The sequence below is a fragment of the Yersinia sp. Marseille-Q3913 genome (assembly GCF_963892745.1).
In the GTDB taxonomy this organism is placed as follows: Bacteria; Pseudomonadota; Gammaproteobacteria; order Enterobacterales; family Enterobacteriaceae; genus Yersinia; species Yersinia bercovieri.
The window spans coordinates 43936-60202 of the sequence record NZ_CAWQAF010000012.1 but is presented as its reverse complement, the minus strand read 5'-3'; the positions used below and the strand labels follow the sequence as shown (position 1 = coordinate 60202).

Below are 16267 nucleotides of genomic sequence, written 5' to 3'. Positions count from 1 at the left end.
CCCCCATATCGGGAGTATTGTTCAGTTACAACACTAGGCTGTGACTGACAGATTAGTTTCAATCTGACCTATCAATATTAGGTAGGCCCGCGCATTATACGTAAATATCGGCAGGAAGCAAGCCACTGTTGGAAATCTATGCGGAAACTTACAAATCTGGCGAGATGACGTTAGTTTTAGTGAATTTATTTATTATCACATAGGATTACTATTGGTTGGGTTGAAAGGAATTCTGGCAAAGCCAGGAAGTGGAACGGTGAATTTCACCGATACGCACAAAAGGATTCATCTTATGGCCCTCTATCACTGTCAAAGTATCTTATTGCTTATGGCAAGCTGCGTCACTAACATCGCCGTCGCAGCAGAGTTACGTTCACTGTTTCCGCTACAAGCTTACACACAAAATATCTCTTACTTGTTTCCAGAAAATAGCCCTAGTTATGATCAACCTCTGGTATCCGCAGAACTACAGCAGCGCGCATTAGCTAATCTACTGGCGCACTATTTTGGTGGCATACAGACTGCCGCCTCCCCTTGGGAAGAGGGTTATGTCCAGATGCATTTGCAGCCAAGTGGGGCAAACAGTCTCGCTCTCTACATCAGACGCAAGCTAGATGATTTCGACAATGCATACCACCAAAAAGATATTATTAATTATGGTAGCAATTATCGCCCCCACGGAATTCAGTGGTTGAATACTATTCGTAATAACATTCAGTTCGCGCAGTTCAACAAGTTACGCTTTCAACCAGAGAAACGAGGAATTACGATAACTGATACCTCAGTGAGAGTTTTACCGACGTCTGACCCTAGCTTTTATAGCGACACCATAGCAGGTGAAGGTTATCCTTTTGATAACCTACAAGAAACCCATTTACATTTGGCGACGCCAGTTTATATTCTAGGGTATACCCTTGATGGACTTTGGACGTTTATTTTAACCCCCGATGTACTGGGATGGGTTCCTTCGAATGCGATTGCTTATACTGATAAGACTTTTATCCACAAATGGCGACAAGCTGCACATCAGAAAATGGCCGCAATCATTGATGACAATGTATCGCTCGCTGGGTCGAAGTTATCTCGAGTTTATAAGCTGGGTAGTATAGGCAGTCTTTTTCCGCAGCTTGATGATCAACATGTTCTGATCCCTGTGGTAAATGATCAGCAACAGGCTGTGGTTGCAGTCGCTAAGGTTCATCCTGATAAGATACATTCCCTACCATTCACGGCAACTTATCGAAATTTCTCATCGCTAATCAAACGTAGGTTGGGAAAACCTTATGGTTGGGGTGGGTTATATGGCCATAACGATTGCTCAAGCGAATTAAAGAATTTGATGCTACCTTTTGGCTTTTGGCTGCCTACTCACTCTTCTCAGCAACCCTCTCAGGGGAAAATCATTGAGTTAAGTGACCAGAAACCAGAGGATCGCTTAAAGTTCCTGGCTAGCCGAGGTCGCCCTTTTATGACGCTGATTCATATTAAGGGACATATAATGCTATATGTCGGTAATACAGCAGAAGGACATCCCTTAACATTTCAAAACATATGGGGATTAAGCCCAGCGGATCGGAGTCGAAGAGCCATAATTGGGGAAGCAGTACTGTTCCCATTGCTGCTCTCTTATCCTGAAGATAAGTCGTTGGCATCTTTGGCTGCCGGCGCTCAATTCCAAATCAGCTATCTCGATCAGCCAACTTATCTTGACGAGTTATCTACCAAAGAAAATGGGATGCACCCGATGAGGGTAGGAAATTCTAAACTCTAAAACTTAAAAAGTGAGTTCCTGACGGATACTCACTTTAGCTTATGCTATGCAGCTGAATAATAGTCATTCTTTCGCCAACTGGGCCTGTGAGTAGTTCTGTATCCCTAGGCGTTCGATCAGGCTGAGCTCTGTTTCAAGCCAATCAATATGGCCCTCTTCTTCCGCCAAGATCTCTTTCAATAAATCTCGGCTGACATAGTCATGGATTGAATCGGCATACGCAATACCTTCGCGCAAGTCCTTCGCCCCGGATAACTCGAGCGCTAAATCAGATTTCAGTATTTCTTCTACATCTTCACCGATATTCAACTTGCCCAAGTCTTGCAAGTTAGGAATACCTTCGAGAAATAAAATGCGCTCAATGTATTTATCCGCATGCTTCATTTCATCAATGGATTCGTGATACTCCTTATCATTAAGGCGCATCAGCCCCCAATTTTTAAAAATTCGGGCATGAAGAAAATATTGATTGATAGCAACCAGCTCGTTTCCGAGTAGTTTATTGAGATGTGAAATTATTTTTTTATCGCCTTTCATAGTTATACCCTCCGCTTCCAGTACTAAAAGTGTAGTACCAGATGGCAAAGTGTGGGGAAAACTTACCCCTACTAACTATTAGGCAACATCATTCATTTCTGGAATGTTAGCGCGTTCCTCGATCAAGATTTCTCTGGCCTGTCGAATGCACTTTCCGCAATCTGTACCGATAGGTACTAGCTGACGCAACTGCTTAATGGTATGTGGATGGTGCTGACGTACGGCTTTACGGATAACTTTGTCAGATACCGCATTACACAGACAAACGTACATAGAGAGACTCATTTCTTAACCAATCTCTCAAGTGTAAATAAGAATACGAGTTATTTCAATTAAGATTATTCAGGACGGGTCACACATTAATAAAAAAGGGTGCCGAAGCACCCTTTTACTCGATCAATAAAGTAATTAATCAATAAAACAATTAAGCGATAACTTTAGCAACAACGCCAGCGCCTACAGTACGGCCGCCTTCACGGATTGCGAAACGCAGGCCGTCGTCCATTGCGATTGGGTGAATCAGAGTAACAACCATGTTGATGTTGTCACCTGGCATCACCATTTCAACGCCTTCTGGCAGTTCGATGGTACCTGTTACGTCAGTTGTACGGAAGTAGAACTGAGGACGGTAACCTTTGAAGAACGGAGTATGACGACCGCCTTCTTCTTTGCTCAGAATATAAACTTCTGAATCAAAGGTAGTGTGTGGTTTGATTGAGCCTGGTTTAGCCAGAACTTGACCACGTTCGATGTCTTCACGTTTGATACCACGCAGCAGAACACCAACGTTCTCACCAGCACGACCTTCGTCCAGCAGTTTGCGGAACATTTCAACGCCAGTACAAGTAGATTTAACAGTATCTTTGATACCAACGATCTCTACTTCTTCACCAACTTTAACGATACCGCGCTCTACACGACCAGTTACAACAGTACCACGGCCTGAGATAGAGAATACGTCTTCGATAGGCAGCAAGAATGGCTTATCGATAGCACGCTCTGGCAGTGGAATGTAGCTATCCAATGCTTCAGCCAGTTCAATGATTTTAGCTTCCCACTCAGGAACGCCTTCCAGTGCTTTCAGCGCTGAACCTTTGATTACTGGGATGTCGTCGCCTGGGAAATCGTAAGCAGAAAGAAGTTCACGAACTTCCATTTCTACCAGTTCCAGCAGCTCTTCATCATCAACCATGTCACATTTGTTCATGAATACGATCATGTATGGAACGCCAACCTGGCGGCCCAACAGGATGTGCTCACGAGTCTGTGGCATAGGGCCATCAGTTGCAGCAACAACCAGGATCGCGCCGTCCATCTGAGCAGCACCGGTGATCATGTTTTTAACGTAGTCGGCATGCCCTGGGCAGTCAACGTGCGCATAGTGACGAGTCGGGGTGTCATATTCAACGTGAGAAGTGTTGATGGTGATACCACGTGCTTTTTCTTCTGGTGCGTTATCGATCTGATCGAAGGCACGAGCACTACCGCCGTAGGTTTTAGCCAGTACGGTGGTGATTGCAGCAGTCAGAGTTGTTTTACCATGGTCAACGTGGCCGATAGTACCGACGTTTACATGGGGTTTGTTACGTTCAAATTTTTCTTTAGACACGACTATATTCCTTACTCTTGTGCTCTCCCACTTATGAGAGAGCACTGGATCATTGTTTTAAACCCGAAAGCTTATTTGCCACGGGCTTCGATAACGGCTTTAGCGACGTTACTAGGTGCTTCAGCATACTCCAGGAATTCCATGGAGTAAGAAGCACGGCCCTGAGTCTGAGAACGCAGGTCAGTAGCATAACCGAACATTTCAGACAACGGAACCTTGACACGAACGGTTTTACCGGTAGCTGTATCTTCCATACCTTCGATGATACCGCGACGACGGTTAAGGTCGCCCATTACGTCACCCATGTAATCTTCAGGGGTTTCGACTTCAACCTTCATGATAGGCTCAAGCAGAACTGGTTTAGCTCTTCTGAAACCTTCTTTAAAGGCGATAGAACCGGCTAATTTAAATGCCAATTCTGAGGAGTCGACGTCATGGTAAGAACCGTAGTGCAGACGCACTTTAACGTCAACAACCGGATAACCTGCCAGAGGGCCAGATTTCAGTTGTTCCTGGATGCCTTTATCAACAGCAGGGATGAACTCTTTAGGAATAGAACCACCAACGATTTCGTTGACGAATTCATACCCAGCGCCACCCGGTGGTAACGGAGACATGTCGATAACAACATGACCGTACTGACCACGACCACCTGACTGCTTAGCGTGCTTACCTTCCACGTCCTTAACGGTGTCGCGGATAGTTTCACGGTATGCAACCTGAGGTTTACCGACGTTTGCTTCCACGTTAAATTCGCGGCGCATACGGTCAACCAGGATATCCAAGTGCAACTCACCCATACCAGCGATGATAGTCTGACCAGATTCTTCGTCAGTCCAAACGCGGAATGATGGATCTTCTTTTGCCAGACGACCCAGAGCCATACCCATTTTTTCTTGGTCAGCTTTGGTTTTTGGTTCAACAGCAACGGAGATTACTGGCTCTGGGAACTCCATACGTTCCAAGATGATCGGATTAGCTGGATCACACAGAGTGTCACCCGTCGTCACATCTTTCAGACCGATCGCTGCTGCGATGTCGCCTGCATGAACTTCTTTGATCTCTTCGCGTTTGTTTGCGTGCATCTGTACGATACGGCCCAGACGCTCACGCTGTGAACGAACTGAGTTCAGCACGGTGTCACCGGAATTTACAATACCAGAGTACACACGGAAGAACGTCAGGTTACCAACAAACGGGTCGGTAGCAATTTTAAATGCCAGCGCAGAGAACGGCTCTTTGTCAGATGAGTGACGAACCGCCGGAGTATCTTTACCGTCGTCCAGAATACCGTTGATTGCTTCAACGTCAGTCGGGGCAGGCAGATATTCGATAACCGCATCCAGCATTGCCTGTACGCCTTTGTTTTTAAACGCAGAACCACAGGTAACCAAGATAATTTCGTTGTTCAGAACGCGTTTACGCAGAGCTTTTTTGATCTCTTCTTCGGTCAGCTCATCGCCGCCCAAGTACTTATCCATCAGCTCATCTGACGCTTCTGCAGCAGATTCAACCAGGTTCTGGTGCCATTCAGCAGCCAGCTCAGCCATATCAGCAGGGATCTCTTCGTATTCGAAGGTCACGCCCTGATCGGCTTCGTTCCAGTTGATCGCTTTCATTTTCACCAAGTCAATAATACCGGTGAATTTCTCTTCTGCGCCGATAGCCAGTTGCAATGGAACTGGATTCGCGCCCAGACGAGATTTAATCTGACCAACAACTTTCAGGAAATTCGCGCCCATACGGTCCATTTTGTTAACGAACGCGATACGCGGAACTTTATATTTATTCGCCTGACGCCATACGGTCTCAGACTGTGGCTGAACACCACCAACTGCACAGTAAACCATTACCGCGCCGTCAAGAACACGCATGGAACGTTCGACTTCGATGGTGAAGTCAACGTGTCCAGGGGTGTCAATGATATTGACGTGATGTGGTTCGAACTGTTTAGCCATACCAGACCAGAAGCAGGTAGTAGCCGCAGAAGTAATGGTAATACCACGCTCCTGCTCCTGTTCCATCCAGTCCATGGTGGCTGCGCCGTCATGAACTTCACCGATTTTATGATTTACACCGGTGTAAAACAGGATACGTTCGGTAGTGGTTGTCTTACCGGCGTCGATGTGAGCGCTGATACCGATATTACGATAGCGCTCAATGGGTGTTTTACGAGCCATTTGATTCCTCTATTCCTAGGGCGTTCATTCGGTTAACCCATGCGGGCGCTTCAAGAAGACAGCCCGCATGGTTAGCATGACTACTGCGTGGTAATTACCAGCGGTAGTGGGCGAACGCCTTGTTAGCTTCGGCCATGCGGTGAACGTCTTCACGTTTCTTAACAGCAGAACCTTTGTTCTCTGCTGCGTCAGACAGTTCATTCGCCAAGCGCAAAGCCATGGATTTATCACCGCGTTTACGAGCAGCATCAACGATCCAACGCATTGCCAAGGCATTACGACGAACCGGACGAACTTCAACTGGTACCTGATAAGTAGAACCACCAACGCGGCGAGACTTAACTTCGACAGTCGGGCGCACGTTATCCAGAGCTACTTCGAAAGCTTCCAGAAAATCTTTACCAGAACGCTGAGCCAGGGTCTCCAGCGCGGTATAGACGATTGCTTCTGCAGTAGATTTTTTACCATCTACCATCAGGATGTTTACAAATTTAGCCAGCAATTCAGATCCGAACTTAGGATCTGGTAAAATTTTACGCTGACCAATTACACGACGACGTGGCATGGAAATACTCCGTTGTTAATTCAGGGTTGTCCAAAACTCTAAGAGTTTATTTTGACATTAATGTGAAAATGTTTGGCCTTACTTAACGGAGAACCATTAAGCCTTTGGCTTCTTCACGCCGTACTTAGAACGTGATTGCTTACGGTCTTTAACACCTGAGCAGTCAAGCGCGCCGCGAACGGTGTGGTAACGCACACCTGGCAAGTCTTTAACACGACCGCCACGGATCAGGATCACGGAGTGTTCCTGGAGGTTATGACCTTCACCGCCGATGTAGGAGGTGACTTCAAAACCGTTAGTTAAACGCACACGGCAAACTTTACGCAGTGCGGAGTTAGGTTTTTTCGGGGTGGTGGTATATACGCGGGTACATACACCACGTTTCTGCGGGCATGCTTCCAGCGCAGGAACGTTGCTTTTAGCAACCTTCATGCTGCGTGGCTTGCGAACCAGCTGGTTAATCGTTGCCATTATTAAAAAAGCTCCTGGTTTTTTGCTTCGTAAACACGTGATAAATCCCCCTCGTTTGCACTACTGGCAGAGAACGAGGACGCAGAATTTTATGGCTGACTATCTAAGGTGTCAAGAAATATACAGCATTGACTGCATTACCATGCCAGTTGTTGCTGATGTTTTAGGGTCAAATCCACGAAGTGAGTATAGCCGATTAGTGTAGCGCTGTCTGAAATTTGACCAGACAAGCCGCGTGCAATAACGTCATCTTCCAAAACAAAGAAAGAAGCTGGGTTATTTAACAACAGCTTAAGGCTCTCACTGTTTTTCAAAACAGTCATCACCCCATCTTGCAGCAAGAGAATCTCATCTTCCGATGTGACTAATCTCAACAACGCAGATAAATCGCAACGATAAGGAGAATGACTGACGGTATAAAGCATTATAGCGACCCAAATCTCAATTAAAAAGTCAGCACAACATCATAAGTAGCCAGTTGGCGACTAAAATCCACCGGAGATAGCACCTCGACATCGAGGACCCAATTTGTTATTTCGCTCAATCCGCGTTGCTGTAACGAGGCTTCGCAAAGATAGCAATTCTCGACATCGTACAGAGGTAAGACACCGAAAGTCGCAATATAGTTTCTCGCGAGAATTTTTTCGGGTTGCTGCTGAGGTAACAGCTGCAAAACACCATCCGAAAGGAAGAATGCGCCGATCTCTTCGCTCAGTGCCGAAGCCGCCAGCAATGCATCCAACCCTTCCCGCCCAGCGGAACTGCCGTGCGGACCTTGGGTGAAAACAAAAGCAATGCGTTTCATCGTCATTAAAATTGCACCATACGGTCACAGGTCAATGCAGCTTCAGCCAGTGAACCCAAACCACTCAAGGTAAAGCCCGGTTGCAGATTCGCCGCCGCCAAATTGAGTTGCTCTGCTTCATGTTGGTCGGTCACTCCACGACGTAGCGCCGCCGCCACACAGACATTCAGCAGTACACCATGCTCGGCTGCCAATTGTTGCCACGCCCGAACCAAGTCAAACTCATCACTGGCTGGCGCAGTTAATTGGTTCGCATTCAGCACCCCTTCACGGTAGAAGAAAATGCTGACTAAGTGATGACTTGAATTAACAAGGGCTTGCGCGAATTGGTAAGCGCTACTGGCCTGCTGGGTGCCATAAGCCGGCCCCGTGACCATCAGGCAATATTTCAGGCCCGACATTAACGATCATGCCCCACAAGATCACCACTCTTAAACTGGCGAATATAGAGATAAACCGTGTGTTTAGAGATGTTTAGCCGTTCTGCAACCTGATTGATAGCATCTTTGATATCAAAAATACCTTTTTCATACAGATTGAGTACGACTTGACGGTTCTTCGCATTGTTAGAAACATTGCGGTCGGCATTGACTTCTTCGATGGTGAATTCCAGTGTTTGTGCCACCAGATCATCGACCGAAGAGGCAAAGTTAACCGAAGAGGCCACTTCTTGCGTTTCCGGCGGCATAAAGGTCTGAATGATTTGCGAAAAAGGAACATCGAGATTCATGTTGATGCACAGCAGGCCAATAACGCGCTGGTCGCGGTTACGGATAGCGATAGTGACGGACTTCATCAGCACACCGCTTTTGGCGCGCGTGAAATAAGCTCTCGATACACTGCTGTCAGCACCCGCCATATCGTGCAACATCCGCAGGGCCAGGTCAGTTATCGGCGAGCCAATCTGCCGCCCGGTGTGTTCACCGTTAGCAATTCTTACCGCTGAGCTTTTCAGATCTTCCAGTGAATGCAGCACAATTTCACAGTGGCTGCCGATAAGCATCGCCAAGCCATCGACGATAGCTTCGTATGATTTTAGTATTTCATGGTCCGTCTGACTGAACGGACGTTCATCCAGTAAATCCAGTTCACTGGTTTCGCTACTGAGAAGCGAATTAGACATCGAAGACACCATCCTCTAGGTAAAGCCTGTCTCAATATCGTTGGCAGACTCATAACTCAATATCTTAGATTTTAAGTCTAGCAAATATGCTGAGATAAAAACCTTGCGTTTGCGCGTGATATTGACGTTAAGCCCACAAGCCATAAACCGTCAAGTTATCAACGAGCAGAAGTGCAAATTGATATGTGTGTTACAAAAAAAACCGCCACGACAATTATCGCAGCGGTTATCAGCAGGGCTGGTAACGAAGCTAAATTACTTCTTCGCTTTGGTGTCCGCAGCAGCAGGTTGCTCTTCTGGCGCGTCAGCTTTAGGTGCCGCTTTCACATCCAGCAGTTCTACGTCAAATACCAGCGTAGAGTTAGCAGGGATACCTGGGACGCCAGTTTTGCCGTAAGCCAGTTCTGGTGGGATAACCAGAGTGATCTTGCCGCCTTTCTTGATCTGTTTCAGGCCTTCAGTCCAACCTGGGATAACGCCATCCAGACGGAAGGAGAGTGGCTCACCACGTTTATATGAGTTATCAAACTCAGTACCGTCTGTCAGCGTACCTTTGTAGTTCACTACCACGGTATCGCTATCTTTTGGTGATTCACCAGTACCGGCCTTCTCAACTTTGTACAGCAGGCCAGATGCAGTTTTCTTCACATCTTTTTCTTTAGCGAAAGTTTCGCGATATTTAGCGCCTTTATCGGCGTTTTCTTTCGCATCTTGCTCCATTTTGGCTTGAGCAGACGCTTTTACGCGCGCTTCAAAGCCTTGCAAGGTTTTTTCGATCTCTTCGTCGGTCAATTTACTTTTGCTAGCAAAAGCATCTTGTACACCAGCGATCAACTGGTCTTTATCCAGCTTAATTCCCAGTTTTTCTTGTTCTTTCAGGGAGTTATCCATGTAACGACCCAATGATGCGCCTAAAGCGTAGGCAGATTGCTGGTCATCATTCTTAAATGCGCTATTTGTCGTTGCTGGTGCAGCTGCAGTGGCAGTTTTTGCAGCTTCTGCAGCGAAAACCGCAGAGGTATTCAGGGTTAGCGCCATGGTGGTAGCCAGTAGCGTTACTTTAAACAGTGATTTCATCCATTTCTCCATTGGCTTAAGGACTCTTACCCCAAGCAACGATTTTTAAGAGTAATTGGTACTATAACTGTCTGTGTGAACACAAAACAATCTCAGTACTCATGCTATTAAGTGATATTAAGACTTTTTTTACTACAAGAAGTTTCGTTTTTATAGATATCTTGACGCTCACAGGGTAATCATGCGCTTTTACAGGTAGAATCTAGCGCGTACTGCTATTTTAGCTATACTGCCATCGAGCGGAAAATAGCCAAAAGGTATGGTTTGCAGCTATGCCACATGTAGCTGCATCGTTTGCAGTCATGAGAGGAAATAAAATGGAACAATCCCTGTTTGAGCAACGACTGGAAATGCTGGAAAGTCGTTTGGCATTTCAGGAAGTGACGATTGAAGAACTGAATTTGATCGTGACGGAGCATCAGATGGAAATGACCAAACTGCGTGAGCATTTGCGCCTACTGACAGACAAACTGCGGGAATCTCAATCTTCAATGATGGCATCGCCAACAGAAGAGACACCGCCTCCCCACTATTAGTTTTGTTAGCACTGCCAGTCGCTTAGCTAACACTGCTCACCACAATAGAGCTAATAGCAAAAAGCCAGCCGCAAGGCTGGCTTTTGACTGACAACGTCAGATTTTAGTGGCAGCCACAGCCGCCTTTACCACAACCGCCGCCTTTACCATGTTCATGACTTTCGTCATGATCACCATGGTCATGGCCGCCGCAGCAACCGTCACCGTGTTCGTGGTGATGATCATGCTCACCATGGACGTGGCCATGTTGCAGCTCTTCTTCTGTCGCTTCACGGATAGCAACCACTTCAACGTGGAAGTTCAGATCCTGACCCGCCAGCATGTGGTTACCATCAACCACCACGTGCTCGTCTTCCACCGCAGTGATTTCGACCGGCACTGGGCCTTGGTCGGTATCAGCCAGGAAACGCATACCCACTTCCAGCTCGTCAACGCCCATGAAAACGTCTTTCGGTACGCGCTGCACCAGATTTTCATCATAGCTGCCGTAACCTTCGTCTGCATTGACGCGCACATCAAAGCTGTCGCCTGCGGCATGGCCTTCAAGCGCTTTTTCCAGACCTGCGATCAAAGAACCGTGACCGTGCAGGTAGTCCAACGGCGCGCTCACCGGAGACTCATCAACTAAAACACCGTCTTCTGTACGTACCTGGTAAGCCAGGCTGACCACCAAGTCTTTTGCTACTTTCATGATATCTCCTACCCTTGGAACAAAAATTGGCACAGATTGTAGCGGAAATCTGCACCGCTGTACCCTCCAGCATAAAAAATCGCGAAGGATAACGCTACTTCGGATTGAAAATACCGATCACTTGTTCATTCTGGCGGACGTGCTGACTGACCTGTTTGTCCGTCTGCCGCTGATGGTGACCGCACTTCACACACTCCACCACTTCAACCTGATCTTCACGCCATAAAGCCAGTGTATCCAATGCCTTGCATTGTGGACAAACAGCACCGGCGATAAACCTTTTGCGTGTGTTTGCCCTGTTATTTAGCGCCATTGTCATCGTTTTCTCCGACATTATTCGTATTCATCCCACCCATCTAACTGCCGACTTTCATGCAGCATTTCCCGCTGGAAAATATCTTCCAGTTCACGGCGGGCCTCTTTAATTCGGGAGATCTGCGCCACATCGCCGTGATGCTGTGGCACCAATTCACGTAGCATACGCATATCGAGACGGCGAAAATGTTGTTGCGCCCGATAGGCCTGATGGGGATGCATCCCCAAGCCCAATAGGGTTTTGCGGCCCAACTCCAGCGCACTGGAAAATGTCTCGCGGGTGAAGTCTTTGACGCCGTTTTGCAGCAGTTCATGGGCTTCAACACGCCCTCTGGCACGGGCCAAAATGTGCAAGTTCGGAAAGTGCTGCTGACACAAATGCACCAGTGTCATGGTGTCTTCCGGCTCATTACAGGTGATCACGATGGCTTTGGCTTTCTCGGCACCAGCGGCACGTAACAGCTCTAGCTCGGTAGCATCACCATAGTACACTTTGTAGCCATACTTGCGCATCACACTGACGGCGCTGACATCGCGCTCCAGCACGGTAATCCGCATTTTATTCGCCATCAGCAATCGGCCAATCACCTGACCAAATCGCCCGAAGCCAACAATAATCACCTGCGGATCATTGTCCTCAACAAATGGCTTTTCGTCGCTCTCCTCCTGCGCGTTGTAACGGCGGGCTAAAATGCGGTCAATAAGCTGCATCAAGAGTGGCGTGGTCATCATCGATAGTGTAACCACCACCAGCAGCAAGGCCAGTTGCTCCGCATTAAAAACGTGCTGAGAGAAGGCCGCAGAGAACAAGACGAAGGCGAACTCACCGCCCTGACTGAGCACCCCGGCAAATTGCAGCCGCACCGAGCGGCGCAAACCGAAGGTCCGTGCCAGGCCATATAGCACCGTGCCTTTGATAAACACCAGCGCCAGAACGCCCAATAATACATCCAGCAGGTGGGTGAACAACACACCAAGATTCAACGCCATGCCAACAGAGATGAAGAATAAGCCAAGCAGCAGCCCTTTGAAGGGTTCGATGGCAATTTCCAGTTCGTGCTGGAATTCACTTTCCGCCAGTAATATTCCGGCGATAAATGTCCCAAGAGCCATTGATAGGCCCAGCGCATCCATAAACAGGGCGGAGCCTAGCACCACCAGTAGCGCGGCGGCGGTGAAAACTTCCCGCACACCGGAGGCCACAATGTAGCGGAACAGGGGGCGCAGCAGATAGCGGCCACCAATCAACATGCCGGCAAAGGCCGCGACTTTGATGCCAATCTTGACCCAGTCATTAGTCTCACCGCCGCTACCGGCCAAAATAGGGATCAGCGCCAATGCGGGGATAACCGCCATATCCTGAAACAGCAAAACCGAGAAGCCGAGTTGCCCGCCCTCATTGCGGTTCATACCCTTTTCGCGCATCAGCTGCAGTGCCATCGCCGTCGAGGACATCGCCAAACCAATGCCGCCGATCACTGCCGCCTGCCAGGCGAATTGGGTGAAATAGAGCAGTGCCCCTAACACGCTGGCGGTTATCACCACCTGACCCGCCCCGACACCAAAAATCGAGCGCCGCAACTGCCAAAGCTTGGCGGGATTCAACTCCAGGCCAATGATAAACATCAGGAAAACGACACCCAGCTCGGAAAAGTGCAGAATTTCGTCAACATCACGAATAAAACCCAAACCCCACGGCCCGATGGCGATACCGGCTATCAGGTAGCCCAATACCGCGCCAATCCCCAGCCGCTGGGCGATAGGCACCGCCACCACGGCGGCAAAGAGAAAGAGTAAAATGGCAGTTAGTAGCGCCGAGCCTTCCATATATCAGTGCCCCCCTGTGGGCAACGGTGACTGCAACCACTGCGCATAAGCTTGCGCATGGCTGGCTAAGACTTCCGGCTTTTGACGCCGCGCCCAGTAAATAATCATGGGGTTCATCCAATGCATGTGACACATAGCTGCCGTCAATTCGAAGGGGCGCAGGATCTCCTCCATCGGATAGCGGTTATAGCCCCCCACCCGATAAGCGCCTTCCGGCTCACCGGTGGTGATCACCGAGCGCCAGTATTTACCGGTCAGGGCATGTCCGCCGACGCCATTGGCAAAGCCACGCGCCAGCACGCGATCCAGCCACTCCTTCAGCAGCGCCGGGCAGCTGTAGGTATAAAGGGGGTGTTGAAAGACGATAATTTGATGCTCACGCAGCAGCTCTTGCTCATGGTGAATATCAATAAAGAAATCCGGATAGTGTGCATAAAGATCGTGCACGGTGACATGTTCTAACTGCTGCACCGGTTGCAGCAAAACCCGGTTAGCGACCGAGTCCTGTGATTCCGGATGGGCATACAGCAGCAAAACCTTCGGTGGCTGCGACATCATTCCCCTCCAAAGCGTCGTCAGGGTCCGGTTTTTCCGTTACCATGCTTCGCAAAGACAAAAAAGACTAAGATTTGTACCCGAAGTCATTGGCGTTGTCAGTCGGCAACCTCAAAAACTTAAGGGGATATAATTTAACATATACCCAAAATAATTCGAGTTGCAGGCAGGCGGCAAGCGAGAAAATCCCGATGAGCTTACTGGAGTAAGTGATTCGGGTGAGTGAGCGCAGCCAACACACATGCAGCTTGAAGTATGACGGGTAAACTCTAAACATACGGCACTCTATGATTGTTTTTTCTTCGCTTCAAATTCGACGTGGTACTCGCGTCTTGCTGGACAACGCTACAGCAACGATTAACCCCGGCCAAAAAGTCGGCTTAGTCGGCAAAAACGGTTGTGGTAAATCCACCCTGCTGGCGCTGCTCAAAGGCGAACTGAGCGCCGATGGCGGCAATGCCACTTTTCCTGCCAACTGGGCACTGGCCTGGGTCAATCAAGAGACCCCGGCACTGGATATTCCGGCGATAGAGTATGTTATCGACGGCGACCGTGAATATCGTCAATTGGAGGCTGAACTTCAGACCGCCAATGAAAAAAATGATGGTCATGCCATTGCCACTGTGCATGGCAAGCTCGACGCCATTCATGCCTGGACCATTCAGTCCCGCGCCGCCAGTTTGCTCAATGGGTTAGGTTTCTCCCAAGATCAATTACAGCAGCCGGTACGCTCCTTCTCCGGCGGCTGGCGTATGCGCCTTAACCTGGCACAGGCGCTGCTTTGCCGCTCGGATCTGCTGCTGCTAGATGAACCGACCAACCACTTGGATTTGGATGCGGTTATCTGGCTGGAAAAATGGCTGAAGAACTACACCGGGACACTGGTGCTTATCTCCCATGACCGTGATTTCCTTGATCCTATTATTGATAAGATTTTACACATTGAACAGCAGACGCTGAATGAATATACCGGTAACTATTCATCCTTCGAACGCCAGCGCGCCACCAAGCTGTCGCAACAGCAATCGATGTATCAGCATCAGCAAGAAAAAGTCGCGCATTTACAAAGCTATATCGACCGTTTCCGCGCGCAAGCCACCAAAGCAAAACAGGCCCAGAGCCGCATTAAAATGCTTGAGCGCATGGAGCTAATCGCCCCTGCCCACGTCGATAACCCATTCCACTTCAGCTTCCGCACCCCGGAGAGCTTGCCTGACCCTCTGTTGCGGATGGAAAAGGTCAGCGCGGGCTACGGCGATAAAACCATTTTGCAATCCATCAAGCTCAACCTGGTACCCGGCTCACGTATCGGCCTGTTGGGGCGCAACGGCGCGGGTAAATCCACCCTGATTAAGCTGCTGGCTGGCACGCTGGAGCCGCAAAGCGGCGAGATTGGCCTGTCCAAAGGCATCAAACTGGGTTACTTCGCCCAGCATCAACTTGAATTCTTACGCGCAGATGAATCTCCGCTACAACATATGAGTCGTTTGGCTCCCAAAGAGTCGGAACAGCAACTGCGTGACTATCTAGGCGGCTACGGTTTTCAGGGCGATCAGGTGACTGACCCCACCGCCCGCTTCTCTGGCGGTGAAAAGGCGCGGCTGGTATTGGCGCTAATTATCTGGCAGCGCCCTAACCTGCTGCTGCTGGATGAACCGACCAACCATCTTGACCTTGATATGCGGCAGGCCCTGACCGAGGCGCTGATTGATTTTGAGGGCGCATTGGTGGTGGTCTCCCATGACCGTCATTTGCTGCGCTCCACCACCGATGACCTCTATCTGGTACACGATGGCAAAGTGGAGCAATTCGACGGCGATCTGGAGGATTACCAGCAGTTTCTGGTGGATGTGCAACGCCAGCAGAGCCAGCAGGAGAACCCGGCCAAGGAGCTTTCCGGCAATAGCGCCCAGCAGCGTAAAGATCAAAAACGCCGCGATGCAGAGTTCCGCAGCCAGACCCAGCCACTGCGTAAGCAGATTATGACACTGGAAAAACAGATGGATAAGCTGACAACCGAGTTAGCCGCCATTGAAGAGCAACTGGCTGATTCGGCTCTGTATGACATGGCCCGCAAGGCGGATTTGACCCAATGCCTACAGCAGCAGATTCAGGTGAAGTCCAGGCTGGAAGAGACCGAAATGCAGTGGCTGGATGCACAGGAGCAACTGGAAGATATCACCAAGCAATTTGAGGCAGAGTAAT

Annotated in this window: 18 protein-coding genes; 3 read left to right on the top strand and 15 right to left on the bottom strand. The window is 48.9% G+C overall.

Going from position 1 to position 16267, the window contains the following annotated elements:
- Window positions 1–292 precede the first annotated feature (292 nt).
- Window positions 293–1771, top strand: a complete 1479-nt coding sequence (locus AACW11_RS07130) for an SH3 domain-containing protein (RefSeq protein ID WP_212586277.1) — start codon at window positions 293–295, stop codon at window positions 1769–1771.
- 63 nt (window positions 1772–1834) lie between these two features.
- Here AACW11_RS07130 and bfr read toward each other — a convergent pair whose 3' ends face one another.
- The 11 genes from bfr to fkpA all read right to left on the bottom strand — a co-directional run bounded on the left by bfr (window position 1835) and on the right by fkpA (window position 10138).
- On the bottom strand, window positions 1835–2308 hold the full coding sequence (bfr, locus tag AACW11_RS07125) for a bacterioferritin (protein WP_212586276.1): 474 nt from the start codon (window positions 2306–2308) through the stop codon (window positions 1835–1837).
- A 78-nt stretch (window positions 2309–2386) separates the two neighbouring features.
- Window positions 2387–2581, bottom strand: coding sequence for a bacterioferritin-associated ferredoxin (gene bfd / locus AACW11_RS07120; protein WP_005186233.1), 195 nt, complete (start codon window positions 2579–2581; stop codon window positions 2387–2389).
- A 151-nt stretch (window positions 2582–2732) separates the two neighbouring features.
- A complete protein-coding gene (gene tuf, locus AACW11_RS07115; protein WP_005271793.1) occupies window positions 2733–3917 on the bottom strand; it encodes an elongation factor Tu in 1185 nt (394 codons plus the stop codon).
- 71 nt (window positions 3918–3988) lie between these two features.
- The gene (gene fusA, locus AACW11_RS07110; protein ID WP_212586275.1) at window positions 3989–6097 is read right to left on the bottom strand and encodes an elongation factor G; all 2109 of its coding nucleotides are present in this window, start codon (window positions 6095–6097) and stop codon (window positions 3989–3991) included.
- Between the two features lie 94 nt (window positions 6098–6191).
- On the bottom strand, window positions 6192–6662 hold the full coding sequence (gene rpsG, locus AACW11_RS07105; protein ID WP_002212324.1) for a 30S ribosomal protein S7: 471 nt from the start codon (window positions 6660–6662) through the stop codon (window positions 6192–6194).
- A 96-nt stretch (window positions 6663–6758) separates the two neighbouring features.
- Window positions 6759–7133: a 30S ribosomal protein S12 gene (gene rpsL, locus AACW11_RS07100; RefSeq protein WP_002212323.1), complete on the bottom strand. Its 375-nt coding sequence runs from the start codon at window positions 7131–7133 to the stop codon at window positions 6759–6761.
- Between the two features lie 137 nt (window positions 7134–7270).
- Window positions 7271–7558: a sulfurtransferase complex subunit TusB gene (gene tusB / locus AACW11_RS07095; protein WP_212586274.1), complete on the bottom strand. Its 288-nt coding sequence runs from the start codon at window positions 7556–7558 to the stop codon at window positions 7271–7273.
- A gap of 20 nt (window positions 7559–7578) precedes the next feature.
- Window positions 7579–7944 carry a sulfurtransferase complex subunit TusC gene (gene tusC / locus AACW11_RS07090; protein ID WP_212586273.1) on the bottom strand — a complete coding sequence of 122 codons (366 nt, stop codon included), beginning with the start codon at window positions 7942–7944 and terminating at the stop codon, window positions 7579–7581.
- A complete protein-coding gene (gene tusD, locus AACW11_RS07085; protein WP_212586272.1) occupies window positions 7944–8339 on the bottom strand; it encodes a sulfurtransferase complex subunit TusD in 396 nt (131 codons plus the stop codon). Before tusD ends, tusC begins: the two co-directional genes overlap by 1 nt.
- Entirely contained in the window at window positions 8339–9061 is a 723-nt protein-coding gene (locus tag AACW11_RS07080; RefSeq protein WP_212586271.1) for a helix-turn-helix transcriptional regulator, read from the bottom strand. Before AACW11_RS07080 ends, tusD begins: the two co-directional genes overlap by 1 nt.
- A 255-nt stretch (window positions 9062–9316) precedes the next feature.
- The gene (gene fkpA / locus AACW11_RS07075) at window positions 9317–10138 is read right to left on the bottom strand and encodes an FKBP-type peptidyl-prolyl cis-trans isomerase (protein WP_212586270.1); all 822 of its coding nucleotides are present in this window, start codon (window positions 10136–10138) and stop codon (window positions 9317–9319) included.
- Window positions 10139–10455: 317 nt separating this feature from the next.
- On the opposite strand from fkpA, the gene AACW11_RS07070 reads away from it, so the two are divergent.
- Window positions 10456–10674: a protein SlyX gene (locus AACW11_RS07070; RefSeq protein ID WP_005271776.1), complete on the top strand. Its 219-nt coding sequence runs from the start codon at window positions 10456–10458 to the stop codon at window positions 10672–10674.
- Window positions 10675–10777: 103 nt separating this feature from the next.
- Here the strand turns inward: AACW11_RS07070 and slyD are convergent, their stop codons facing one another.
- From slyD to kefG, 4 genes are all read right to left on the bottom strand, one after another.
- A complete protein-coding gene (slyD, locus tag AACW11_RS07065) occupies window positions 10778–11365 on the bottom strand; it encodes a peptidylprolyl isomerase (protein WP_212586269.1) in 588 nt (195 codons plus the stop codon).
- A gap of 94 nt (window positions 11366–11459) precedes the next feature.
- Window positions 11460–11684: a YheV family putative zinc ribbon protein gene (locus AACW11_RS07060; RefSeq protein ID WP_049601297.1), complete on the bottom strand. Its 225-nt coding sequence runs from the start codon at window positions 11682–11684 to the stop codon at window positions 11460–11462.
- A gap of 14 nt (window positions 11685–11698) precedes the next feature.
- The gene (kefB, locus tag AACW11_RS07055; RefSeq protein ID WP_212586268.1) at window positions 11699–13507 is read right to left on the bottom strand and encodes a glutathione-regulated potassium-efflux system protein KefB; all 1809 of its coding nucleotides are present in this window, start codon (window positions 13505–13507) and stop codon (window positions 11699–11701) included.
- A gap of 3 nt (window positions 13508–13510) precedes the next feature.
- A complete protein-coding gene (kefG, locus tag AACW11_RS07050; RefSeq protein ID WP_032896785.1) occupies window positions 13511–14062 on the bottom strand; it encodes a glutathione-regulated potassium-efflux system ancillary protein KefG in 552 nt (183 codons plus the stop codon).
- A gap of 287 nt (window positions 14063–14349) precedes the next feature.
- On the opposite strand from kefG, the gene AACW11_RS07045 reads away from it, so the two are divergent.
- Complete coding sequence (locus AACW11_RS07045) at window positions 14350–16266, top strand: ABC transporter ATP-binding protein (RefSeq protein ID WP_212586267.1); 1917 nt, start codon at window positions 14350–14352, stop codon at window positions 16264–16266.
- The last annotated feature ends 1 nt before the right edge of the window (window position 16267 follow it).

Excerpts from the sequence above, each read along its gene's own strand:
- AACW11_RS07060 (WP_049601297.1), bottom strand. The coding sequence starts at position 11,684 with ATGACAATGGCGCTAAATAACAGGGCAAACACACGCAAAAGGTTTATC.
- kefG (WP_032896785.1), bottom strand. The coding sequence starts at position 14,062 with ATGTCGCAGCCACCGAAGGTTTTGCTGCTGTATGCCCATCCGGAATCA.
- AACW11_RS07045 (WP_212586267.1), top strand. The coding sequence starts at position 14,350 with ATGATTGTTTTTTCTTCGCTTCAAATTCGACGTGGTACTCGCGTCTTG.
- AACW11_RS07070 (WP_005271776.1), top strand. The coding sequence starts at position 10,456 with ATGGAACAATCCCTGTTTGAGCAACGACTGGAAATGCTGGAAAGTCGT.
- bfd (WP_005186233.1), bottom strand. The coding sequence starts at position 2,581 with ATGTACGTTTGTCTGTGTAATGCGGTATCTGACAAAGTTATCCGTAAA.
- bfr (WP_212586276.1), bottom strand. The coding sequence starts at position 2,308 with ATGAAAGGCGATAAAAAAATAATTTCACATCTCAATAAACTACTCGGA.
- AACW11_RS07130 (WP_212586277.1), top strand. The coding sequence starts at position 293 with ATGGCCCTCTATCACTGTCAAAGTATCTTATTGCTTATGGCAAGCTGC.
- fusA (WP_212586275.1), bottom strand. The coding sequence starts at position 6,097 with ATGGCTCGTAAAACACCCATTGAGCGCTATCGTAATATCGGTATCAGC.
- AACW11_RS07080 (WP_212586271.1), bottom strand. The coding sequence starts at position 9,061 with ATGTCTAATTCGCTTCTCAGTAGCGAAACCAGTGAACTGGATTTACTG.
- fkpA (WP_212586270.1), bottom strand. The coding sequence starts at position 10,138 with ATGAAATCACTGTTTAAAGTAACGCTACTGGCTACCACCATGGCGCTA.
- kefB (WP_212586268.1), bottom strand. The coding sequence starts at position 13,507 with ATGGAAGGCTCGGCGCTACTAACTGCCATTTTACTCTTTCTCTTTGCC.
- tusD (WP_212586272.1), bottom strand. The coding sequence starts at position 8,339 with ATGTCGGGCCTGAAATATTGCCTGATGGTCACGGGGCCGGCTTATGGC.
- slyD (WP_212586269.1), bottom strand. The coding sequence starts at position 11,365 with ATGAAAGTAGCAAAAGACTTGGTGGTCAGCCTGGCTTACCAGGTACGT.
- rpsL (WP_002212323.1), bottom strand. The coding sequence starts at position 7,133 with ATGGCAACGATTAACCAGCTGGTTCGCAAGCCACGCAGCATGAAGGTT.
- rpsG (WP_002212324.1), bottom strand. The coding sequence starts at position 6,662 with ATGCCACGTCGTCGTGTAATTGGTCAGCGTAAAATTTTACCAGATCCT.
- tusB (WP_212586274.1), bottom strand. The coding sequence starts at position 7,558 with ATGCTTTATACCGTCAGTCATTCTCCTTATCGTTGCGATTTATCTGCG.
- tusC (WP_212586273.1), bottom strand. The coding sequence starts at position 7,944 with ATGACGATGAAACGCATTGCTTTTGTTTTCACCCAAGGTCCGCACGGC.